This is a genomic window from Shewanella sp. SM69 (assembly GCF_025653985.1).
Lineage (GTDB): Bacteria > Pseudomonadota > Gammaproteobacteria > Enterobacterales > Shewanellaceae > Shewanella > Shewanella oncorhynchi.
In genome coordinates this window covers 83,694-99,147 of record NZ_JAKKRV010000017.1, presented here as the reverse complement: position 1 = coordinate 99,147, position 15,454 = coordinate 83,694, and the positions used below count along the sequence as shown (strand labels likewise).

Here is a 15,454-nt window from a genome sequence, read left to right as displayed (position 1 = left end):
ATACTCACGGCACCTTTACCACAACTTCTTCGCTGGGTAACGGACGACTCATGTTGAGTTCCTTAGAGGCAATACGCGTAATACGACTGTGCTCAGTCTGCGATTGCTCTTCTAATAATAAATTGCGCCACTCAATATCTAATCTATCTCGCTCCTGCAGTAACTGGTCCCACTGGGTTGTCAGTTGACGGCTAACATGGCTGCCATAAACCACGGCAACCGCATTACTCAGCACAAGCAAGGCTAATAACAAGATCCATTTGTGCAGCCATAAATCATGTAAAACGATCCGTGGCAGATTAATCGAGGGCTTACTCACAGTGCGCCCCTTAGTAATCTAAACGCTCGGCAATGCGTAACACTGAGCTGCGAGCTCTGGCATTGCGTTCGATTTCTTCGTCGGATGGCATAATCGCCTTGCCCACGGCACGTAACTTACGCGACTTGTTAATTTGATCTTCAGTAACCGGAAAACCGTGCGGTACACTTTCGCCTTGGCTATGACGACGAATAAAACGCTTCACGATACGATCTTCTAAAGAATGAAAACTGATGACCGACAAGCGTCCTTGGGGAGCAAGCACATTGACGGCTCCTTCAAGAGCCTGATCAATTTGATCTAATTCACTATTGATATAAATGCGGATCGCTTGAAACACCCGAGTCGCAGGGTGCTTATTGCGTTCTTTATTTTTAGTGATACGCGCAATTAAATCGGCTAAATCTTTAGTACGTAAAAACGGCGTTTTCTCACGATCGGCAGCAATACAACGGGCAATATGGCGAGCATTTTTCTCTTCACCGTAGGTTTTAAATACCCAAGCCATATCTTCAATTTCGGCACGAGCCAACCATTGCGCAGCCGTTTGGCCTTGACTGTTATCCATACGCATATCGAGTGGACCATCGCGCAAAAAACTAAAACCGCGTTCAGCATCGTCGAGCTGGGGTGAAGACACACCTAAATCGAGTAATACGCCATCAATTTTGCCCACAAGCCCAAGCTCTTCGACGTAATCGGCTAATTGACCAAAGCCACCATGCACGATTTGAAAGCGTGGATCGTCAGCAAATTGTTTGGCCGCTTCAATCGCTTGAGGATCGCGGTCGATAGCGATCAATCGACCATGTTCACCGAGTTGTTGTAATACTTGTCTTGAATGACCACCGCGGCCGAACGTGCCATCGATATAGATGCCATCGTCTTTGATGTTTAAACCGCCAACCGTTTCTGCTAGCAGTACGGATAAATGGGCAAATTCTTGACTCATTACTCTCTTCTTATTTAGTTATCGCGACTCGTTAAAGTGAAAAATCCGCGAGGCGCTCGTTATTAACGAGATCCTCACTTCGAATCGTTTCCTGACATTCATCAATTTGCTGCAGCCAAGATTGCTCATCCCACAGCTCAAATTTATTCAATTGCCCCACCAGCATGATGCGCTTATCTAAATTGGCATATTGCCTTAACGGTGGCGGCAGTAATATGCGCCCATTACTGTCGAGCTCCACTTCGTGGGCGTAGCCGAGTAACAGGCGTTTTAAAGATCTCTGGGTTTTATCGGTATCTGAAAGCTTCAACAACTTAGCTTCGATCAATTCCCATTCGTGAATGGGATACAAGAGTAAACAGGCGGATTGGATATCGACGGTAATCACGATGCGGCCTTGGTGCTCAAGCTGCAAAGGTTCGCGGTATCGCACTGGAATAGCGATCCGTCCCTTTGTATCTAAGTTGATAGCACTGGCTCCACGAAACACGCTAATTCATCCTATCCTTTGATTTTTGATCCACAAATATCCACTATTTCCCACAACTGCTAAGTTTAGGGACAGTCGACAAGCATTGTCAAGGGATGGGATCCTTTTATAAATCCAGTCGGCAAGCGGGTTAGCCGCATGTTGGGCACTTAACCTCGCGACAAACTTTTGACAAGAAAAACCATTAGAGATTGACTAAACAGAGGAAACAACAGGAATAAATAGCGCCGATATATTCAGCAACCTTTTGCTTTCAGGTGCTTGCGATGAAAAAAATGGGGAATTATTTCTGTATTTGTGGGATTTTACGGGTCGAGAAATAACGTCAAACTCAAAAACGCAACAAAACAAACTTACGTCCATCCTTATTCGACAGTCAAAAAAGAGTTTAAATCAGCATAAAAATCTAAATTTTTATTCCAAATAAAGACGTTCATCTTTTTACTAATGGCAGAATATTAATGTCGCGATTGCGAGAAAGATCAAAAATCCCACGTAAAATCCACCAAAAGAACCACTTTATCCCTACACATTCACCTTATACCCGCACTAGCTACCTAATGACTCGCCCTATTCGCCTTAACAAGTTAAACGGCGTATAGTCTAAATATTGACCGACTTCAGCCGATATCATATTAAGAGGTGTAATAACAAGGAGGCGTTATGAGTGGATTGGATAGCATTTATGCCATGCTGGCACAGCCAGTAAAAGCCGTGTTTCACCCTAAACGGGTTGTTGACCAAGTCAGCAGTGCAAGCGCAAATGCCCCCGATAGCCATGAAACACCGCAGTCGCAGTTACCTCCAGCGTTAGAAAGCCGCAATACTAAAGTCAGGGAAAGACGCAAAGAATCAGATAACAATAAAAATAAGAAACGCCGTGCATCGGATGAAACCGAAACGCTAAAACTAAAAGAAGGTGTCGTACTTGAAGTGACCGATGATTCCGCAGAAATCAAGAAGCCACCGAGCCAACATATCATTGATGTAGAAGTATAAATCCGTACTGATATAAAACGGAAAAGGCGCAATCCCATTGGATTAGCGCCTTTTTATTAGCCTCTTTTTAGCAGCACTATCGAGCATGCCTGAAATCAGGCCAGATTTCGAATCGTGCGATACCTCAAATTAAGTTTTATCTCAAACCAATGCCGCCTCAAGGCGTATTGTTTAAGTTCGAGTTCTGGCCACCGCGTCCTGCCAACCTGCGTATAACTGTACTCGAGTCTGGGCATCGATATTAGGGATAAAATGCTTATCGATACAGGCTTTGTGCTCAAGCTCTATCACACTCTCCCAAAAGCCCACTGCCAACCCAGCTAAAAATGCCGCACCTAAAGCGGTTGTCTCACAAACGCTTGGCCTTAACACTTCGACATCGGTAATGTCGGCTTGAAATTGCATCAAAAAATCATTAGCGACCGCGCCGCCATCCACCTTTAAACGCTTAAGACTAACGCCACTGTCTTTAGTCATGGCATCAAGTAAATCTTTACTCTGGTAAGCGATAGATTCCAACGCTGCCCGAATAATATGATTACGATTCGCCCCGCGCGTCAGCCCAAATAGCGCACCACGGGCATTGGGATCCCAATAGGGCGCACCGAGTCCCACAAAAGCGGGCACCAGATACACGCCATTAGTATCGGCGACCTTAGAGGCAAAATACTCGGTATCACTGGCATCACGAATAAGCCCCAGTTCATCTCGCAGCCATTGAATGGTCGCGCCGCCCATAAAGACTGAACCTTCGAGGGCATAGTTCACTTCACCCTTTGGCCCCACGGCAACTGTAGTCAATAAGCCATGGTTTGAGCGCACCGCTTTTGTCCCTGTATTCATCAACAAAAAACAACCAGTACCGTAAGTATTCTTCGCCATGCCGGGCTCGACACATAGCTGACCAAAAAGCGCAGCCTGTTGATCGCCCGCCATTCCTGCAACTTGGATTTCACTGCCTTCGCCAGCAATCCGTGTCGTACCATACACGCTGCAAGAAGGTTTAACTTCTGGCAACATAGACAAGGGAATATCTAAGGCTTCGAGTAACTTATTATCCCAAGTCAGGCTATGGATATTGAATAGCAAAGTGCGGGCAGCATTGGTGGGATCGGTGACATGCACCTTGCCCTCGGTTAACTTCCACACGAGCCAAGTATCAATAGTGCCGAACAACAACTCACCACGCTCGGCTTGCTCACGGGCATTGGGCACATTATCTAGAATCCATTTGATCTTAGTGCCTGAAAAATAAGGGTCGAGTAATAAACCGGTATTCTCACGCACATATTCTTCTAACCCTTGAGCTTTGAGTTGCTCACAAATCTCAGCGCTGCGACGGCACTGCCACACTATCGCGTTATAAATAGGTTTACCTGTGGCCTTCTCCCATATAACAGTGGTTTCCCGCTGATTGGTAATGCCAATGGCGGCCACTTCATCGCTGTGAATACCCGCACGCGCCAATACTTCAATTAACACTGAACTTTGGCTTGCCCAAATCTCCATGGGATCATGCTCGACCCAACCCGGATTAGGGTACAACTGGGTAAATTCCCGCTGGGACACGCTGACAATGTTTGCGTCGTGATCGAACACTATCGCCCTTGAGCTGGTCGTGCCTTGATCTAAGGCCACCACGTATTTTTTCTGCACGCTACTATCCTATCTGAACTCTCCGCCGCCTTTTTATGCTGGCGAGAATTAACATGATCCACCGACTTATGCAGTGAATATATTCGGAATTTACTGCCGTGACCAGCAAGCAAGCCGTAAAACAAGATAACGCCACCATGCTATAGCTATAAAAAAGCCCTGAAGATTCAGGGCTTTTTTTAACATACTGAACTTACATCTTGTAGCTCATTTGGATACCCGCAAGCCATACATCGCCGCTTGCTTCGCCGTTAAAGTTAACAGTCGCTAGGTTCAATAGGTTTTGCTGTTCGTTGATTGGCGCATCGCCAGTCGCTTTAATATAAGTCACAGCAAAATCAACGTTCAGGTTCTTAGTTGCCTGATAACATGCGCCCACAGAGAACCACAGACGGTCAGAGTCTGGAATTGTGGTTGTGCGCCACTCGTCATTTGCCGCCGTTTTATCTAAAGCAACACCGGCACGCACTAACCAATCGTTATTCACTTGATAAGTCGTCCCTAGCGCGAAGCGCCAGTTATCTTCGAAGTGCTCTTCTTTAACTAAATCAGACTCTAAACCGCCCTTAGGTTTAACTTCACCAGGGAAATAAGCCACTAGTTGATCGAATACGCTCCAATCTGTCCAGTTCACACTCGCATGCATGGCCCAGTTATCGGTCAATTGGTGATGGGAAGCTATCTCTGCAAAAGCGGGCAATTCAAGCGGTAAATAACCTTCAATGGACACATCTTGGCCGCCAGTGTACAGCACACCTGAAGCATGACCATCCAAGTCCAGCTTCACGCCGCTGTGATAAGCAAAACCCAAACGGTGAGCCGGATTAATTTGCCAACTCGCACCTAACTGCCAGCCGTAACCCACATCATCACCCTTCATGCTTTTCAGCTCAGTGCCACCTGGAGGTAACATAGCCTGCACAGGAGCCGGCAGAGCAGGTTTGATACCATCGACCCAACCTGGTAATGAGGCACCGATTTCGCCCTCACCATAAACAATCCGTACACCAGCACCAACGCTGACAGCATCATTGATGCGATAAGCAATGTTTGGATTAAATTCAACGGTCGTAACCGAAGTCTTGTTACCAAAAATAGCCGCTGCGTGGGTCGCGGGTAATTCAGTGGCTAGACCATAATTAGAGTTTACCGCTAGCCCCCAAGTCCATTGATCATTTAGCTGATTTGAGTAGTAAAAGTTTGGCACGAGTGCGTCATCGGCCACATCCAGTGCATCGCCACCTTTCATAACAACAGGATTAGGACCAATTAACGGTGAGCTAAGGCTCACATCACCAGTCACATCGACGTTTGGCATAACGTAAATGCCACCCGCGGACAACTGACGTCCTTCTAAATAAGTGAGCATGGCAGGATTTCGACCTTGAGCCGAAGCGTTATCCGCCATAGCGGCTTCACCCGCAAAGGCGCGACCTAAACCTGTAGCAGAGTATTCCGCAAGTTGAAAACCCGCGGCATGGAGTTGAGTCGTTGAACTTAACAAGGCTGCAGTGACAGCCAAAGTCAGAAGACGTTTTTGCATTGTTATTCTCTAATCATATTATTGTTATCTGTACTACTTAGATGAGTACTGCGGCGTTCAGGCAAAATAGAGCAAACACTCCATATTGAATGCGCAGCAGTTTACTTATGCAGAAGATGTTTGCAACCAAAGGAGATAAAACAGATAAAAACTCTAAAGAAATACAAATTTAAAACAGATTTAGTGACGCACATCACCATTCAAACAAAGACTAACCTTTAAGCACTCAAAAATCATTCACAACAGTCGTGAGATTTAAATTAACAAACCAAAAAATATCAATATTAAACAACAAGATAAAAAATTAAAACTTTGGAACACGTGTAAATTATTTAAACTCGACACATTCAGCATAAATCACTGCAGAGAATAAAATTTTCTAGTATCAAAACGACAATAAAAATTTATGCTTTTAAATACAATTAATTAAATTAAGAGAGTTTTGAGATTCAAAACAAAAACGCCTAGGTATTAACCTAGGCGCTTAAATATAGACTCAACACGAGTACAAATGTGCGCTGAAAGTTTAGCAGCGCCAACCTTGGATTTGAGTTTCGTACTGACTGATTTGCGCAGCATGGGACAAGGTCAGCCCAATAGCATCTAACCCATTGAGTAACTTATGTCTCGCCGACTCTGCCAGCGTAAAACTAAACTCAGCACCTGACGGTGCAATCACTTTACAGCTTGTGAGATCAACCGTGATTTGCGCGCCTTCTTCTGCGGCCACTTCATCCATCAACTGACGCACCTGCTCGTGGGTTAACGCCACAGGTAACAAGCCATTATTGATTGAGTTACCGTAAAAAATGTCGGCAAAACTCGGTGCAATAATGGCGCGCAAACCGAAGTCCGCCAGCGCCCAAGGCGCATGTTCGCGGCTTGAACCACAACCAAAGTTTTCCTGCGACAAAAGAATTGAAGCGCCTTTATAACGAGGCTGGTTCAATGAAAACTCAGGATTAGGCACATCGCCCGCATCATCTAAATAACGCCAGTCATGAAATAAGTGCACGCCAAAACCATCGCGCGTCACCTTAGACAAAAACTGTTTCGGAATGATCTGATCCGTATCGATATTGGTGCTGTCGATCATGACCGCAAGCCCGGTATGGGTCGTAAAAGGTTGCATTAACTTCTCCTCTTGGATTTACGGTAATTAGTAAGGTTTACGGATATCGACAAAATGCCCAGCCACCGCAGCGGCGGCGGCCATCGCTGGGCTCACCAAATGGGTACGACTACCACGGCCTTGGCGACCTTCGAAATTACGATTACTGGTCGAAGCACAGCGATCGCCCGCCTCTAATCTGTCATCGTTCATCGCTAAACACATGGAACAACCCGGTAAACGCCACTCAAACCCGGCTTCGATAAAGATTTTATCTAAGCCTTCGGCTTCGGCTTGGGCTTTCACTTGACCTGAACCAGGTACAACAATCGCAGTGACGCCACTCGCGACTTTACGGCCTTTGGCATGCACGGCGGCGCTGCGTAAATCTTCAATCCGTGAGTTAGTACATGAACCGATAAATACTTTGTTGATAATGATGTCTGTCATAGGCGTACCCGCACTCAGGCCAATGTATTCTAGGGCCTTTTCCATACTAGCTCGGGTACTTGGATTTACTTCATCAATAGGATTTGGCACTTTTCCATCGATCGCTACGACTTGGCCAGGGTTAGTGCCCCAAGTCAATTGCGGCGCGATATCGGCGGCATCGAGTATCACAGTCGCATCAAACACGGCGCCATCATCGGTTTTTATGGCTTGCCAGTAAGCGACAGCCTCTGCCCAATCTTCGCCCTTAGGTGCAAACTCGCGGCCTGCTAAATAGTCGAAAGTGGTTTGATCCGGCGCGACCATGCCCGCCTTAGCGCCCATCTCAATCGCCATGTTGCACACTGTCATGCGGCCTTCCATCGACAGGGCTTCAATCGCCTCACCGCAGAACTCCACCACATAACCCGTGCCACCATCCATGCCGATTTTGCCAATAATAGCGAGTACGATATCTTTGGCGGTCACGCCATCGGTGACATGACCACGCACTTCAATCTTCATGGTTTTAGCTTTTAACTGACGCAGGGTTTGCGTTGCTAAAACGTGCTCAACTTCAGATGTGCCAATGCCAAACGCCAGCGCACCAAAGGCGCCATGGGTCGCGGTATGGGAATCACCACAGACAATCACAGTGCCGGGTAAGGTAATCCCTAACTCTGGCCCCATTACATGCACAATCCCTTGATTAGGATGGTGAATGTCATATAAACGCACGCCAAAGTCTTTACAGTTTTGCGCTAGGGTTTCAACCTGTGCGCGCGCCATATGGCTTAGCGCATCTAAACTGGCGCTACGGGTCGAAGTGTTGTGATCCATAGTGGCAAAGGTTTTTTCCGGTGCACGTAGTTTGCGGCCTGCCACTTTTAAGCCACTGAATGCTTGGGGAGAAGTCACTTCATGGACTAAATGTCTGTCGACATAAATGATCGGCGCTTCACCTTCAGGAGTCGCTACAACGTGGGCATCCCATACTTTTTGATACAGCGTTTTTGCCACCGAGTTTTTTGGCACAGTCGTCATTACACACCTTCCTTTATAGCATTGGCGATAAAGTCACCCATCTCGCGAGTGGATTTAGCTTGGCTACGCTTGTCTGCGCTCAATAGTTCACCGGTTAAGTAGCCAGAATTTAACGCTTTGCTTACGGCACGCTCAATCGCACAGGCGGCTTCTTCTTGCTTTAAGCTGTGGCGCAACATTAATGCCGCCGACAGAATTTGGGCGATAGGGTTTGCAATGCCTTTGCCCGCGATATCCGGCGCACTGCCACCCGCTGGTTCGAATAAACCAAAGCCAGTGCTGTTCATGCTCGCCGATGACAACAAGCCCATAGAGCCCGTTAACATGGCGATTTCGTCGGATAAAATGTCGCCGAACAGGTTAGAACATAGCATCACATCAAACTCATCGGGGCGGCGCAGCAACTGCATGGTCGCATTATCGATATAGATATGTTCCAGTTCGACATCGGGAAAATCTACCGCCACTTCTTCGACCACTTGGCGCCATAACACTGAACAGGCGAGCACGTTGGCTTTATCCACTGAGGTGACTTTTTTACGGCGACCACGGGCGGCTTCAAAGGCGATGCGAGCGATACGGCTAATTTCGCGGCGGCTATAACGCATGGTATCGAAGGCTTCTTCATTTTCGCCTTCGCCTTGACGGCCCTTCGGCTTACCAAAGTAAATACCGCCGGTTAACTCGCGTACACATAAGACATCAAATCCACGGGCGGAAATATCGCTACGCAGCGGCGACATATGCTCTAAGCCATCATGCAATTTAGCTGGACGCAGATTACAAAACAGTTCGAAGTGACCACGCAGAGGCAATAGCGCACCGCGCTCAGGTTGCTCATTTGGCGGTAACTTTTCCCACTTAGGGCCACCGACTGAACCAAATAGGATCGCATCGGCCGCTTCACAGCCCTTTAGCGTGGCATCGGGTAAGGGACAACCGTGGTTATCAATGGCAATACCGCCAACATCGAATTCAGTGTATTCGATATTCAAATCGAAACGCGCTTCAACCTCACGCAACACTTTACGCGCCTCTGCCATCACTTCTGGGCCGATCCCATCCCCTGCTAATACTGCTATTTGATAACTCATACGCCAGCCAACTCCTTTAAATGTAAATGCTTTATGCTCGACCTTGCTATTCTCTGGATGCTTTTAGCGACTAGACGCCGCCTAGCTCTCGATTTTTTTGCATGCTTTGTTTGTAATCGGCAACCTTGTCTGCGCGGCACGTTAAGTTCATCACATGCACTAAAGCGCGTGCCGAGGCTTCAACCACATCGGTTGCCAAACCTACGCCGTGAAAGTTTTGCTCGTGGTAAACCGCGGTAATATCCACTTGGCCTAAGGCATTTTGACCTACGCCTTTAGCGCCTAGCTTGTAGCTGATGATATCGATTCGACGATCGGTTGCGCGAGCAATCGCGTTATAGGCAGCATCAACAGGACCATTACCCGTTGCGGCTTCGGTTTTAATTTCGCCGCCCACTTCGATACGCACAGTCGCCGTAGCAACGCCTTCAGTTGAGTCAGACTGCACCACTAATTGCTGCAATTGATAGTGATTGTCTTCTTCGGCCTGCGCTTCCATAAAGGCTAAGGCTTCTAAATCATAATCAAATACTTGGCCTTTTTTATCTGCCAATTTTAGAAACTCTTCATACAGAGTATCCATATTGTAATCGTGCTCGCTATAGCCCATTTCTTCCATGCGATGCTTGATCACATGGCGACCCGAGCGAGAGGTCATATTCAAGTTATTGCGATTCAAACCTATACTTTCTGGCGTCATGATTTCATAGGTATTTTGTGCTTTTAACATGCCATCCTGATGGATGCCCGACGAATGGGTAAAGGCATTCGCACCGACAATCGCCTTGTTCGCCTGCACTGGCATATTGCATAACTGGCTGACTAAATTAGAAGTACGGTGAATTTCTTTGGCATTAATGCCCGTTTCTAACCCTAACATCCCCTTACGCGTCGCTAAAATCATCGCGATCTCTTCCAGCGAACAGTTACCCGCACGCTCACCTATGCCATTGATCGTACATTCAATTTGACGCGCACCGTGTTGCACTGCGGTTATCGAGTTAGCCACAGACAAACCTAAGTCATCGTGGCAATGCACTGAGATCACCGCTTGGTCGATATTCGGCACCCGATTAAACAAAGTTTGAATGATATTGCCAAACTCGCTTGGCACTGTGTAACCGACCGTATCGGGAATATTAATGGTGCGTGCGCCCGCACGAATGGCGGCTTCTACCATACGACATAGATTATCGATGGGCGTACGCCCCGCATCCTCACAGGAAAACTCCACGTCATCAGTAAAACGGCGAGCATACTTCACTGCGCCCACCGCCATCTCTAACACTTGATCGAAAGAACGCTTCAACTTGCTCTCAACGTGAATCGTTGAGGTCGAGATAAACGTATGGATACGGAATTGATCTGCAACTGACAAGGCCTGCGCCGCAGCATCTATGTCCTTTTCAAGTGCACGGGATAAAGCACAAACACGGCTATTTTTGATGGTACGCGCTATGGTCTGCACTGACTCAAAATCACCGGGTGAAGAAACCGGAAAACCCACTTCCATCACATCCACACCGAGACGTTCCAGCGCCATAGCGATCTGTAGTTTTTCTTTGACCGACAAACTTGCGGCTAACGCCTGCTCACCATCACGCAAGGTAGTATCAAATATTATGACTCTGTTAGACATCTCGCTTCTCCATGGAACGTCACCGTTCGTTAGTTAATTTTTGCCGTATTCAGATACAAAAAACCCCGCAACATCGGTGCGGGGTTTGTGAATGCTTTGCCTCTTTATCGAGCGTGCAACACTAAGACCTCCGCGTATAAACCGCGAGAGAGAGAAGGAGGAGGTCGAGTTTGCGGCTAATAATATTCATTTAATCTGTATATTTATTCTGTTTGAATTATTGAGGACGGTTAATATTTAACTTGCCTAGCCGATAGTGTCAACCCTAATTTTTTCATGTTCCACTCATTCAACCTGTCTTAAGGCTAATAACGGTGAGTTTCATCCCCAAATTAGTGATCGATTCCACAGAATTAACCAGCTGTTTGGATTCAGAAATCACTGGGATGTGTTAACTTATTCCCCTTAGAAAAAAATAGTTTTTTATGCAAAAAACGATTAAGAAAAGTTATAATCCCGCCTTAGTGATTAGGGATATTAGAACTTACGCATTTTATATGGAGCACAAAATGGATTTTCGCGTCTTGGTACTGAGCCTGTTGTTATGGCTGTTTCCCTTTGGGGCCAGTGCTATAGACCAATTAGATGAACTCACTGAACTCGTCTACCAATATCCCAGTAAAGCACTCACTCAAATAACAGCGTTAGAAAAACAATTTGCGACCAGTGCAAGCTCAGATATCAATCGACTCCGATTAAGTGTGTTGAAATGCCAAAACCTACTACAAATAGGGGAAAATGAAGCCGCTATCAACGTCGCTCAATTAGGCGAAGCAAACGCTAAACAACTTAAGCTAGATCAAGTACGCCCTTACTTTTTGATTTGCCAAGCCGACGCCAACCTTAGCTATAACAATGTTCAAAATGCCCTACCTTTGCTTGATTCAGCCATTAACCTCGCGCGACGTTACCAGCAACCACAAGCCTTAGTCGATGCTTTACGCTTACGTGGCCAACTCGATACTGACACTGATAACTTCTCCTCTGCTATCGAAGATTTACGCCTCGCGATTGATATTTATCCGGATATTCATACTCAAACCCAAAATTGGATTTGGCCACCACAAGCCTATGTGTATGCCGCGATGGGAAATTTACTTTATGCCACCCATGATTTCCCCCAAGCCATGTATTACACCAACTTAGGTATACAAAGTGCCGATGCAAAAGGGAAAGTTTTACACTTTATTTTACGCAATGCAGCTCGGATAGCGCTTGATAATCAAGAGTTTGATTACAGTGATAAACTCGAACAACAAGCTAAAGCGCTTTTACCTGAGCTCGGTTCGCCACTTGAACTCGCCTACAGTTATGCCATTTTGGCCTCAATCGCGCTCGATAAAGGCCGCATCGATAATGCCGAAGAATATCTTTCTATCGCGATTAATACGTTTAAAAAACAAAATCAACAATTAGCAACAATGCGTTCAACTCGCCTACTCGCCCAAATTCGTTTTGCTCAGCATCAAGAAGATGCCGCTTTAATCCTCATGAATCACGCTATTGAGCAAGCTGAAAACCTAAAACAATACTCAGATCTCAAAGGGTTTTACGGGATCATGAGCGATCACTACTTAGAAAAAGGGGATTTTAAACAAGCCTATTCTTTCTTGCTCAAACGTTATCGAGCGGCCGAGCTCACCAATCAAGCGATGAATAATGCTCGGATATTGCAGTTTAAGGCCCGTCTAAATCAACAAGATCTACAGCAGGAGCCAAATAGCACTGCACCAGAAAAAGATTCAATCTTACAAGAGCTAAATGTCGATTGGGCCTATAGCACACTGTTCTTAATCGCGATGGCATTATTGGGCGGAGCTATTTGGTATTTGATTGATAAACAGAATAATCGTGCCCCACATATTGAAGGTAATGAACCTGCGGAAACGCTGCTCCAACAAGTCACATCAGCATTAAACAGTGCCAAACAAGGTAATTACCCACTGTCTTTATTATTGTTTAATGCGAGTCAGATCCGTCAAGTTGACCTACCTCTCTTACAGGATGAGCTACAACACAGACTACGGGAGCAAGATAAGTTAATCCGATATTCGATGGATGAAATTGTCATTATCCTGCCGCATACCTCGGCAACTGGTGCTAAAAGAGTCGTTAGTCAGTTAGTTGCTTGCATTCAGCCTTGGCAGGGTTCAAGTAAGGTCAATATTGGTATAGCGGCGATGCAACAGTTTGATACCTTAGAGTCTTTAATTAAGCGAGCCAGCATAAATCAACTCGGCAAAGTGAAAGTCAGCGATCATTTAGGCGATTATTCCCCCGCTAAGTAAGCCGCAATTTCATCGAGAAAAGCGTCGCCAAAACGGCTCAACTTACGCTCGCCTACACCATTAACGGCGAGCATTTCACCCGCACTCGTTGGCATCATGGCCGCCATTTCAGCAAGGGTCGCATCGTTAAAGACTAAATACGGTGGCACGTCCTGCTGCTCAGCAATGGTTCTACGCAATAACTTCAACCGTGCGAACAACTTACGGTCGTAACTCAGCGGCGCCTTAGACTGGCTCACCTTACGTTTTGTGGTTGTTAACTGAATACGCGGTTCGGCGAGCATTAACGCCACTTCCCCTTTGAGCACAGGTCGTGCCGATGGGTTTAAGGTAATAGAGGAGCCGCGGGTCACATCTTGACTCGCCAGTCCCAGATGAATGAGTTGACGGATCACGCTCAACCAATATTCATGGCTCTTGTCTTTACCAATCCCCCAAGTCGTGAGTTTGTCATGCCCACGATCGACTATCGGTGCGCCTTTCGAGCCGCGCAACACTTCAATTAAGTGATTGATACCAAAACGTTGCCCTAAACGGAAAATACATGACAACACCTTCTGCGCATCTTCGGTGCCGTTGTAACGCTTAGGTGGATCGAGGCAAATGTCGCAGTTACCACAGGGCTCTAATGCACTCTCATCGAAGTAATGCAGCAACACTTGGCGGCGACAGGTCTGCGCCTCGGCAAAGGCGGCCATGGTATTGAGTTTATGGAATTCGACCTGTTGCTGCGGCCCAGGCTCAGACTGTTCAATCAAATGCCGCACCCGGCCAATATCGGCGGGATCGAATAGCATAAAAGCTTCAGCATCGAGCCCATCGCGGCCGGCTCGGCCCGTTTCCTGATAATAGGCTTCGATACTTTTCGGGATATCGTAATGCACCACAAAGCGCACGTTCGACTTGTTGATCCCCATACCGAAAGCGACTGTGGCGACCACGATATCGATTTGATCTTTAAGGAAACTATCCTGTACTGCACCGCGGTCTTCCTGCGTCATTCCCGCATGATAGGCCTTGGCATTAAAACCTTGCAGACATAAACGGTCGGCCACTTCATCGACACGACGACGACTGCTGCAATAAATAATGCCGTTAGTGCCATTCTGCTGCGTTAAAAAATGCCGTAACTGATTAGCCGCATTAAGCTTTTCGGCCACTGTATAACGAATATTGGGCCGGTCGAAACTTGAAAGTAAACGGAATGGCTCAATGCCGAGTCGCTCACAAATACTCTGCCGCGTCGCCTGATCCGCAGTAGCGGTTAAAGCCATCATGGGCACATAGGGGAAGAGTTGTTTTAACTGGCCGAGCGCCGCATATTCAGGGCGAAAATCATGACCCCATTGACTGATACAGTGCGCCTCATCGATGGCAAACATCGCTAGCTGGAGCGACTGCATTCGTTCAATAAAATCTGCGCTTAATAAGCGTTCAGGTGACACATAAAGCAGTTTTAACTCACCGTGGCGCAACTGCCTTAATACTTCGGCACTCTGCTCGCGCGGCAAAGAAGAATTGAGATAAGCCGCGGCAACACCGGTTTGCAATAAGCTATCGACTTGATCTTTCATCAAAGAAATCAATGGGGAGACGACAATAGTGATGCCATTCATCATCAGGGCGGGTAACTGATAACACAGACTCTTACCGCCGCCCGTCGGCATGATCACTAGGCAATCTTGCCCGCCGCAGACACGTTCTATCACCTCCCGCTGACCGTCCCTAAAGTCACGGTAACCAAACACCTGTGCGAGGCGTTGCGAGAGCGGATCATCATGCGTGTCGAGTACGAGCTTTTCCATGGATCTTCTATGTCAAAAGTGAGGGGGCCTATTCTATACCCAAACGACCTCAAAATGCAGGATTCAGCGGGAATTTAAAGTACGT

12 protein-coding genes are annotated in these 15,454 nt (G+C 46.8%); 2 read left to right on the top strand and 10 right to left on the bottom strand.

Annotated elements, in window-relative coordinates; translation table 11 throughout:
- Positions 1 to 4 precede the first annotated feature (4 nt).
- Genes ftsL through mraZ form a run of 3 tightly spaced genes read right to left on the bottom strand, consistent with a single transcriptional unit; the run spans position 5 to position 1,761 of the window.
- Positions 5 to 319, bottom strand: coding sequence for a cell division protein FtsL (gene ftsL, locus L5M37_RS19445; protein ID WP_105251190.1), 315 nt, complete (start codon positions 317 to 319; stop codon positions 5 to 7).
- 10 nt (positions 320 to 329) lie between these two features.
- Positions 330 to 1,271, bottom strand: a complete 942-nt coding sequence (gene rsmH / locus L5M37_RS19440) for a 16S rRNA (cytosine(1402)-N(4))-methyltransferase RsmH (protein WP_105251189.1) — start codon at positions 1,269 to 1,271, stop codon at positions 330 to 332.
- A gap of 31 nt (positions 1,272 to 1,302) precedes the next feature.
- On the bottom strand, positions 1,303 to 1,761 hold the full coding sequence (gene mraZ, locus L5M37_RS19435; protein ID WP_105251188.1) for a division/cell wall cluster transcriptional repressor MraZ: 459 nt from the start codon (positions 1,759 to 1,761) through the stop codon (positions 1,303 to 1,305).
- Between the two features lie 663 nt (positions 1,762 to 2,424).
- Between mraZ and L5M37_RS19430 the strand changes: the two genes are divergently transcribed.
- Positions 2,425 to 2,760, top strand: a complete 336-nt coding sequence (locus L5M37_RS19430; RefSeq protein WP_168826581.1) for a hypothetical protein — start codon at positions 2,425 to 2,427, stop codon at positions 2,758 to 2,760.
- Between the two features lie 171 nt (positions 2,761 to 2,931).
- Here L5M37_RS19430 and glpK read toward each other — a convergent pair whose 3' ends face one another.
- The 6 genes from glpK to leuA form a co-directional block, all read right to left on the bottom strand.
- Positions 2,932 to 4,416 (bottom strand): glycerol kinase GlpK, encoded by a 1,485-nt coding sequence (gene glpK / locus L5M37_RS19425; RefSeq protein WP_263201670.1) that lies wholly within the window; start codon positions 4,414 to 4,416, stop codon positions 2,932 to 2,934.
- A 193-nt stretch (positions 4,417 to 4,609) separates the two neighbouring features.
- Positions 4,610 to 5,959 carry an outer membrane protein transport protein gene (locus L5M37_RS19420; RefSeq protein ID WP_263201669.1) on the bottom strand — a complete coding sequence of 450 codons (1,350 nt, stop codon included), beginning with the start codon at positions 5,957 to 5,959 and terminating at the stop codon, positions 4,610 to 4,612.
- Positions 5,960 to 6,485: 526 nt separating this feature from the next.
- Positions 6,486 to 7,091 (bottom strand): 3-isopropylmalate dehydratase small subunit, encoded by a 606-nt coding sequence (gene leuD / locus L5M37_RS19415; protein WP_263201668.1) that lies wholly within the window; start codon positions 7,089 to 7,091, stop codon positions 6,486 to 6,488.
- 27 nt (positions 7,092 to 7,118) lie between these two features.
- Positions 7,119 to 8,519, bottom strand: a complete 1,401-nt coding sequence (gene leuC, locus L5M37_RS19410; protein WP_263201674.1) for a 3-isopropylmalate dehydratase large subunit — start codon at positions 8,517 to 8,519, stop codon at positions 7,119 to 7,121.
- Between the two features lie 23 nt (positions 8,520 to 8,542).
- Positions 8,543 to 9,637, bottom strand: a complete 1,095-nt coding sequence (leuB, locus tag L5M37_RS19405) for a 3-isopropylmalate dehydrogenase (RefSeq protein ID WP_263201667.1) — start codon at positions 9,635 to 9,637, stop codon at positions 8,543 to 8,545.
- Positions 9,638 to 9,707: 70 nt separating this feature from the next.
- Positions 9,708 to 11,276 (bottom strand): 2-isopropylmalate synthase, encoded by a 1,569-nt coding sequence (leuA, locus tag L5M37_RS19400; RefSeq protein WP_113941087.1) that lies wholly within the window; start codon positions 11,274 to 11,276, stop codon positions 9,708 to 9,710.
- 509 nt (positions 11,277 to 11,785) lie between these two features.
- On the opposite strand from leuA, the gene L5M37_RS19395 reads away from it, so the two are divergent.
- Complete coding sequence (locus L5M37_RS19395) at positions 11,786 to 13,564, top strand: diguanylate cyclase domain-containing protein (protein ID WP_263201666.1); 1,779 nt, start codon at positions 11,786 to 11,788, stop codon at positions 13,562 to 13,564.
- On the opposite strand, the gene recQ is transcribed toward L5M37_RS19395, so the two are convergent.
- Entirely contained in the window at positions 13,546 to 15,369 is a 1,824-nt protein-coding gene (gene recQ, locus L5M37_RS19390; protein WP_263201665.1) for a DNA helicase RecQ, read from the bottom strand. The two genes, L5M37_RS19395 and recQ, sit on opposite strands and share 19 nt — an antisense overlap.
- Positions 15,370 to 15,454 lie beyond the last annotated feature (85 nt).

Bases quoted from the DNA above. Each gene is read 5' to 3' on its own strand.
- leuB (WP_263201667.1), bottom strand. From the start codon at position 9,637: ATGAGTTATCAAATAGCAGTATTAGCAGGGGATGGGATCGGCCCAGAA.
- L5M37_RS19420 (WP_263201669.1), bottom strand. From the start codon at position 5,959: ATGCAAAAACGTCTTCTGACTTTGGCTGTCACTGCAGCCTTGTTAAGT.
- L5M37_RS19430 (WP_168826581.1), top strand. From the start codon at position 2,425: ATGAGTGGATTGGATAGCATTTATGCCATGCTGGCACAGCCAGTAAAA.
- rsmH (WP_105251189.1), bottom strand. From the start codon at position 1,271: ATGAGTCAAGAATTTGCCCATTTATCCGTACTGCTAGCAGAAACGGTT.
- leuD (WP_263201668.1), bottom strand. From the start codon at position 7,091: ATGCAACCTTTTACGACCCATACCGGGCTTGCGGTCATGATCGACAGC.
- L5M37_RS19395 (WP_263201666.1), top strand. From the start codon at position 11,786: ATGGATTTTCGCGTCTTGGTACTGAGCCTGTTGTTATGGCTGTTTCCC.
- recQ (WP_263201665.1), bottom strand. From the start codon at position 15,369: ATGGAAAAGCTCGTACTCGACACGCATGATGATCCGCTCTCGCAACGC.
- leuA (WP_113941087.1), bottom strand. From the start codon at position 11,276: ATGTCTAACAGAGTCATAATATTTGATACTACCTTGCGTGATGGTGAG.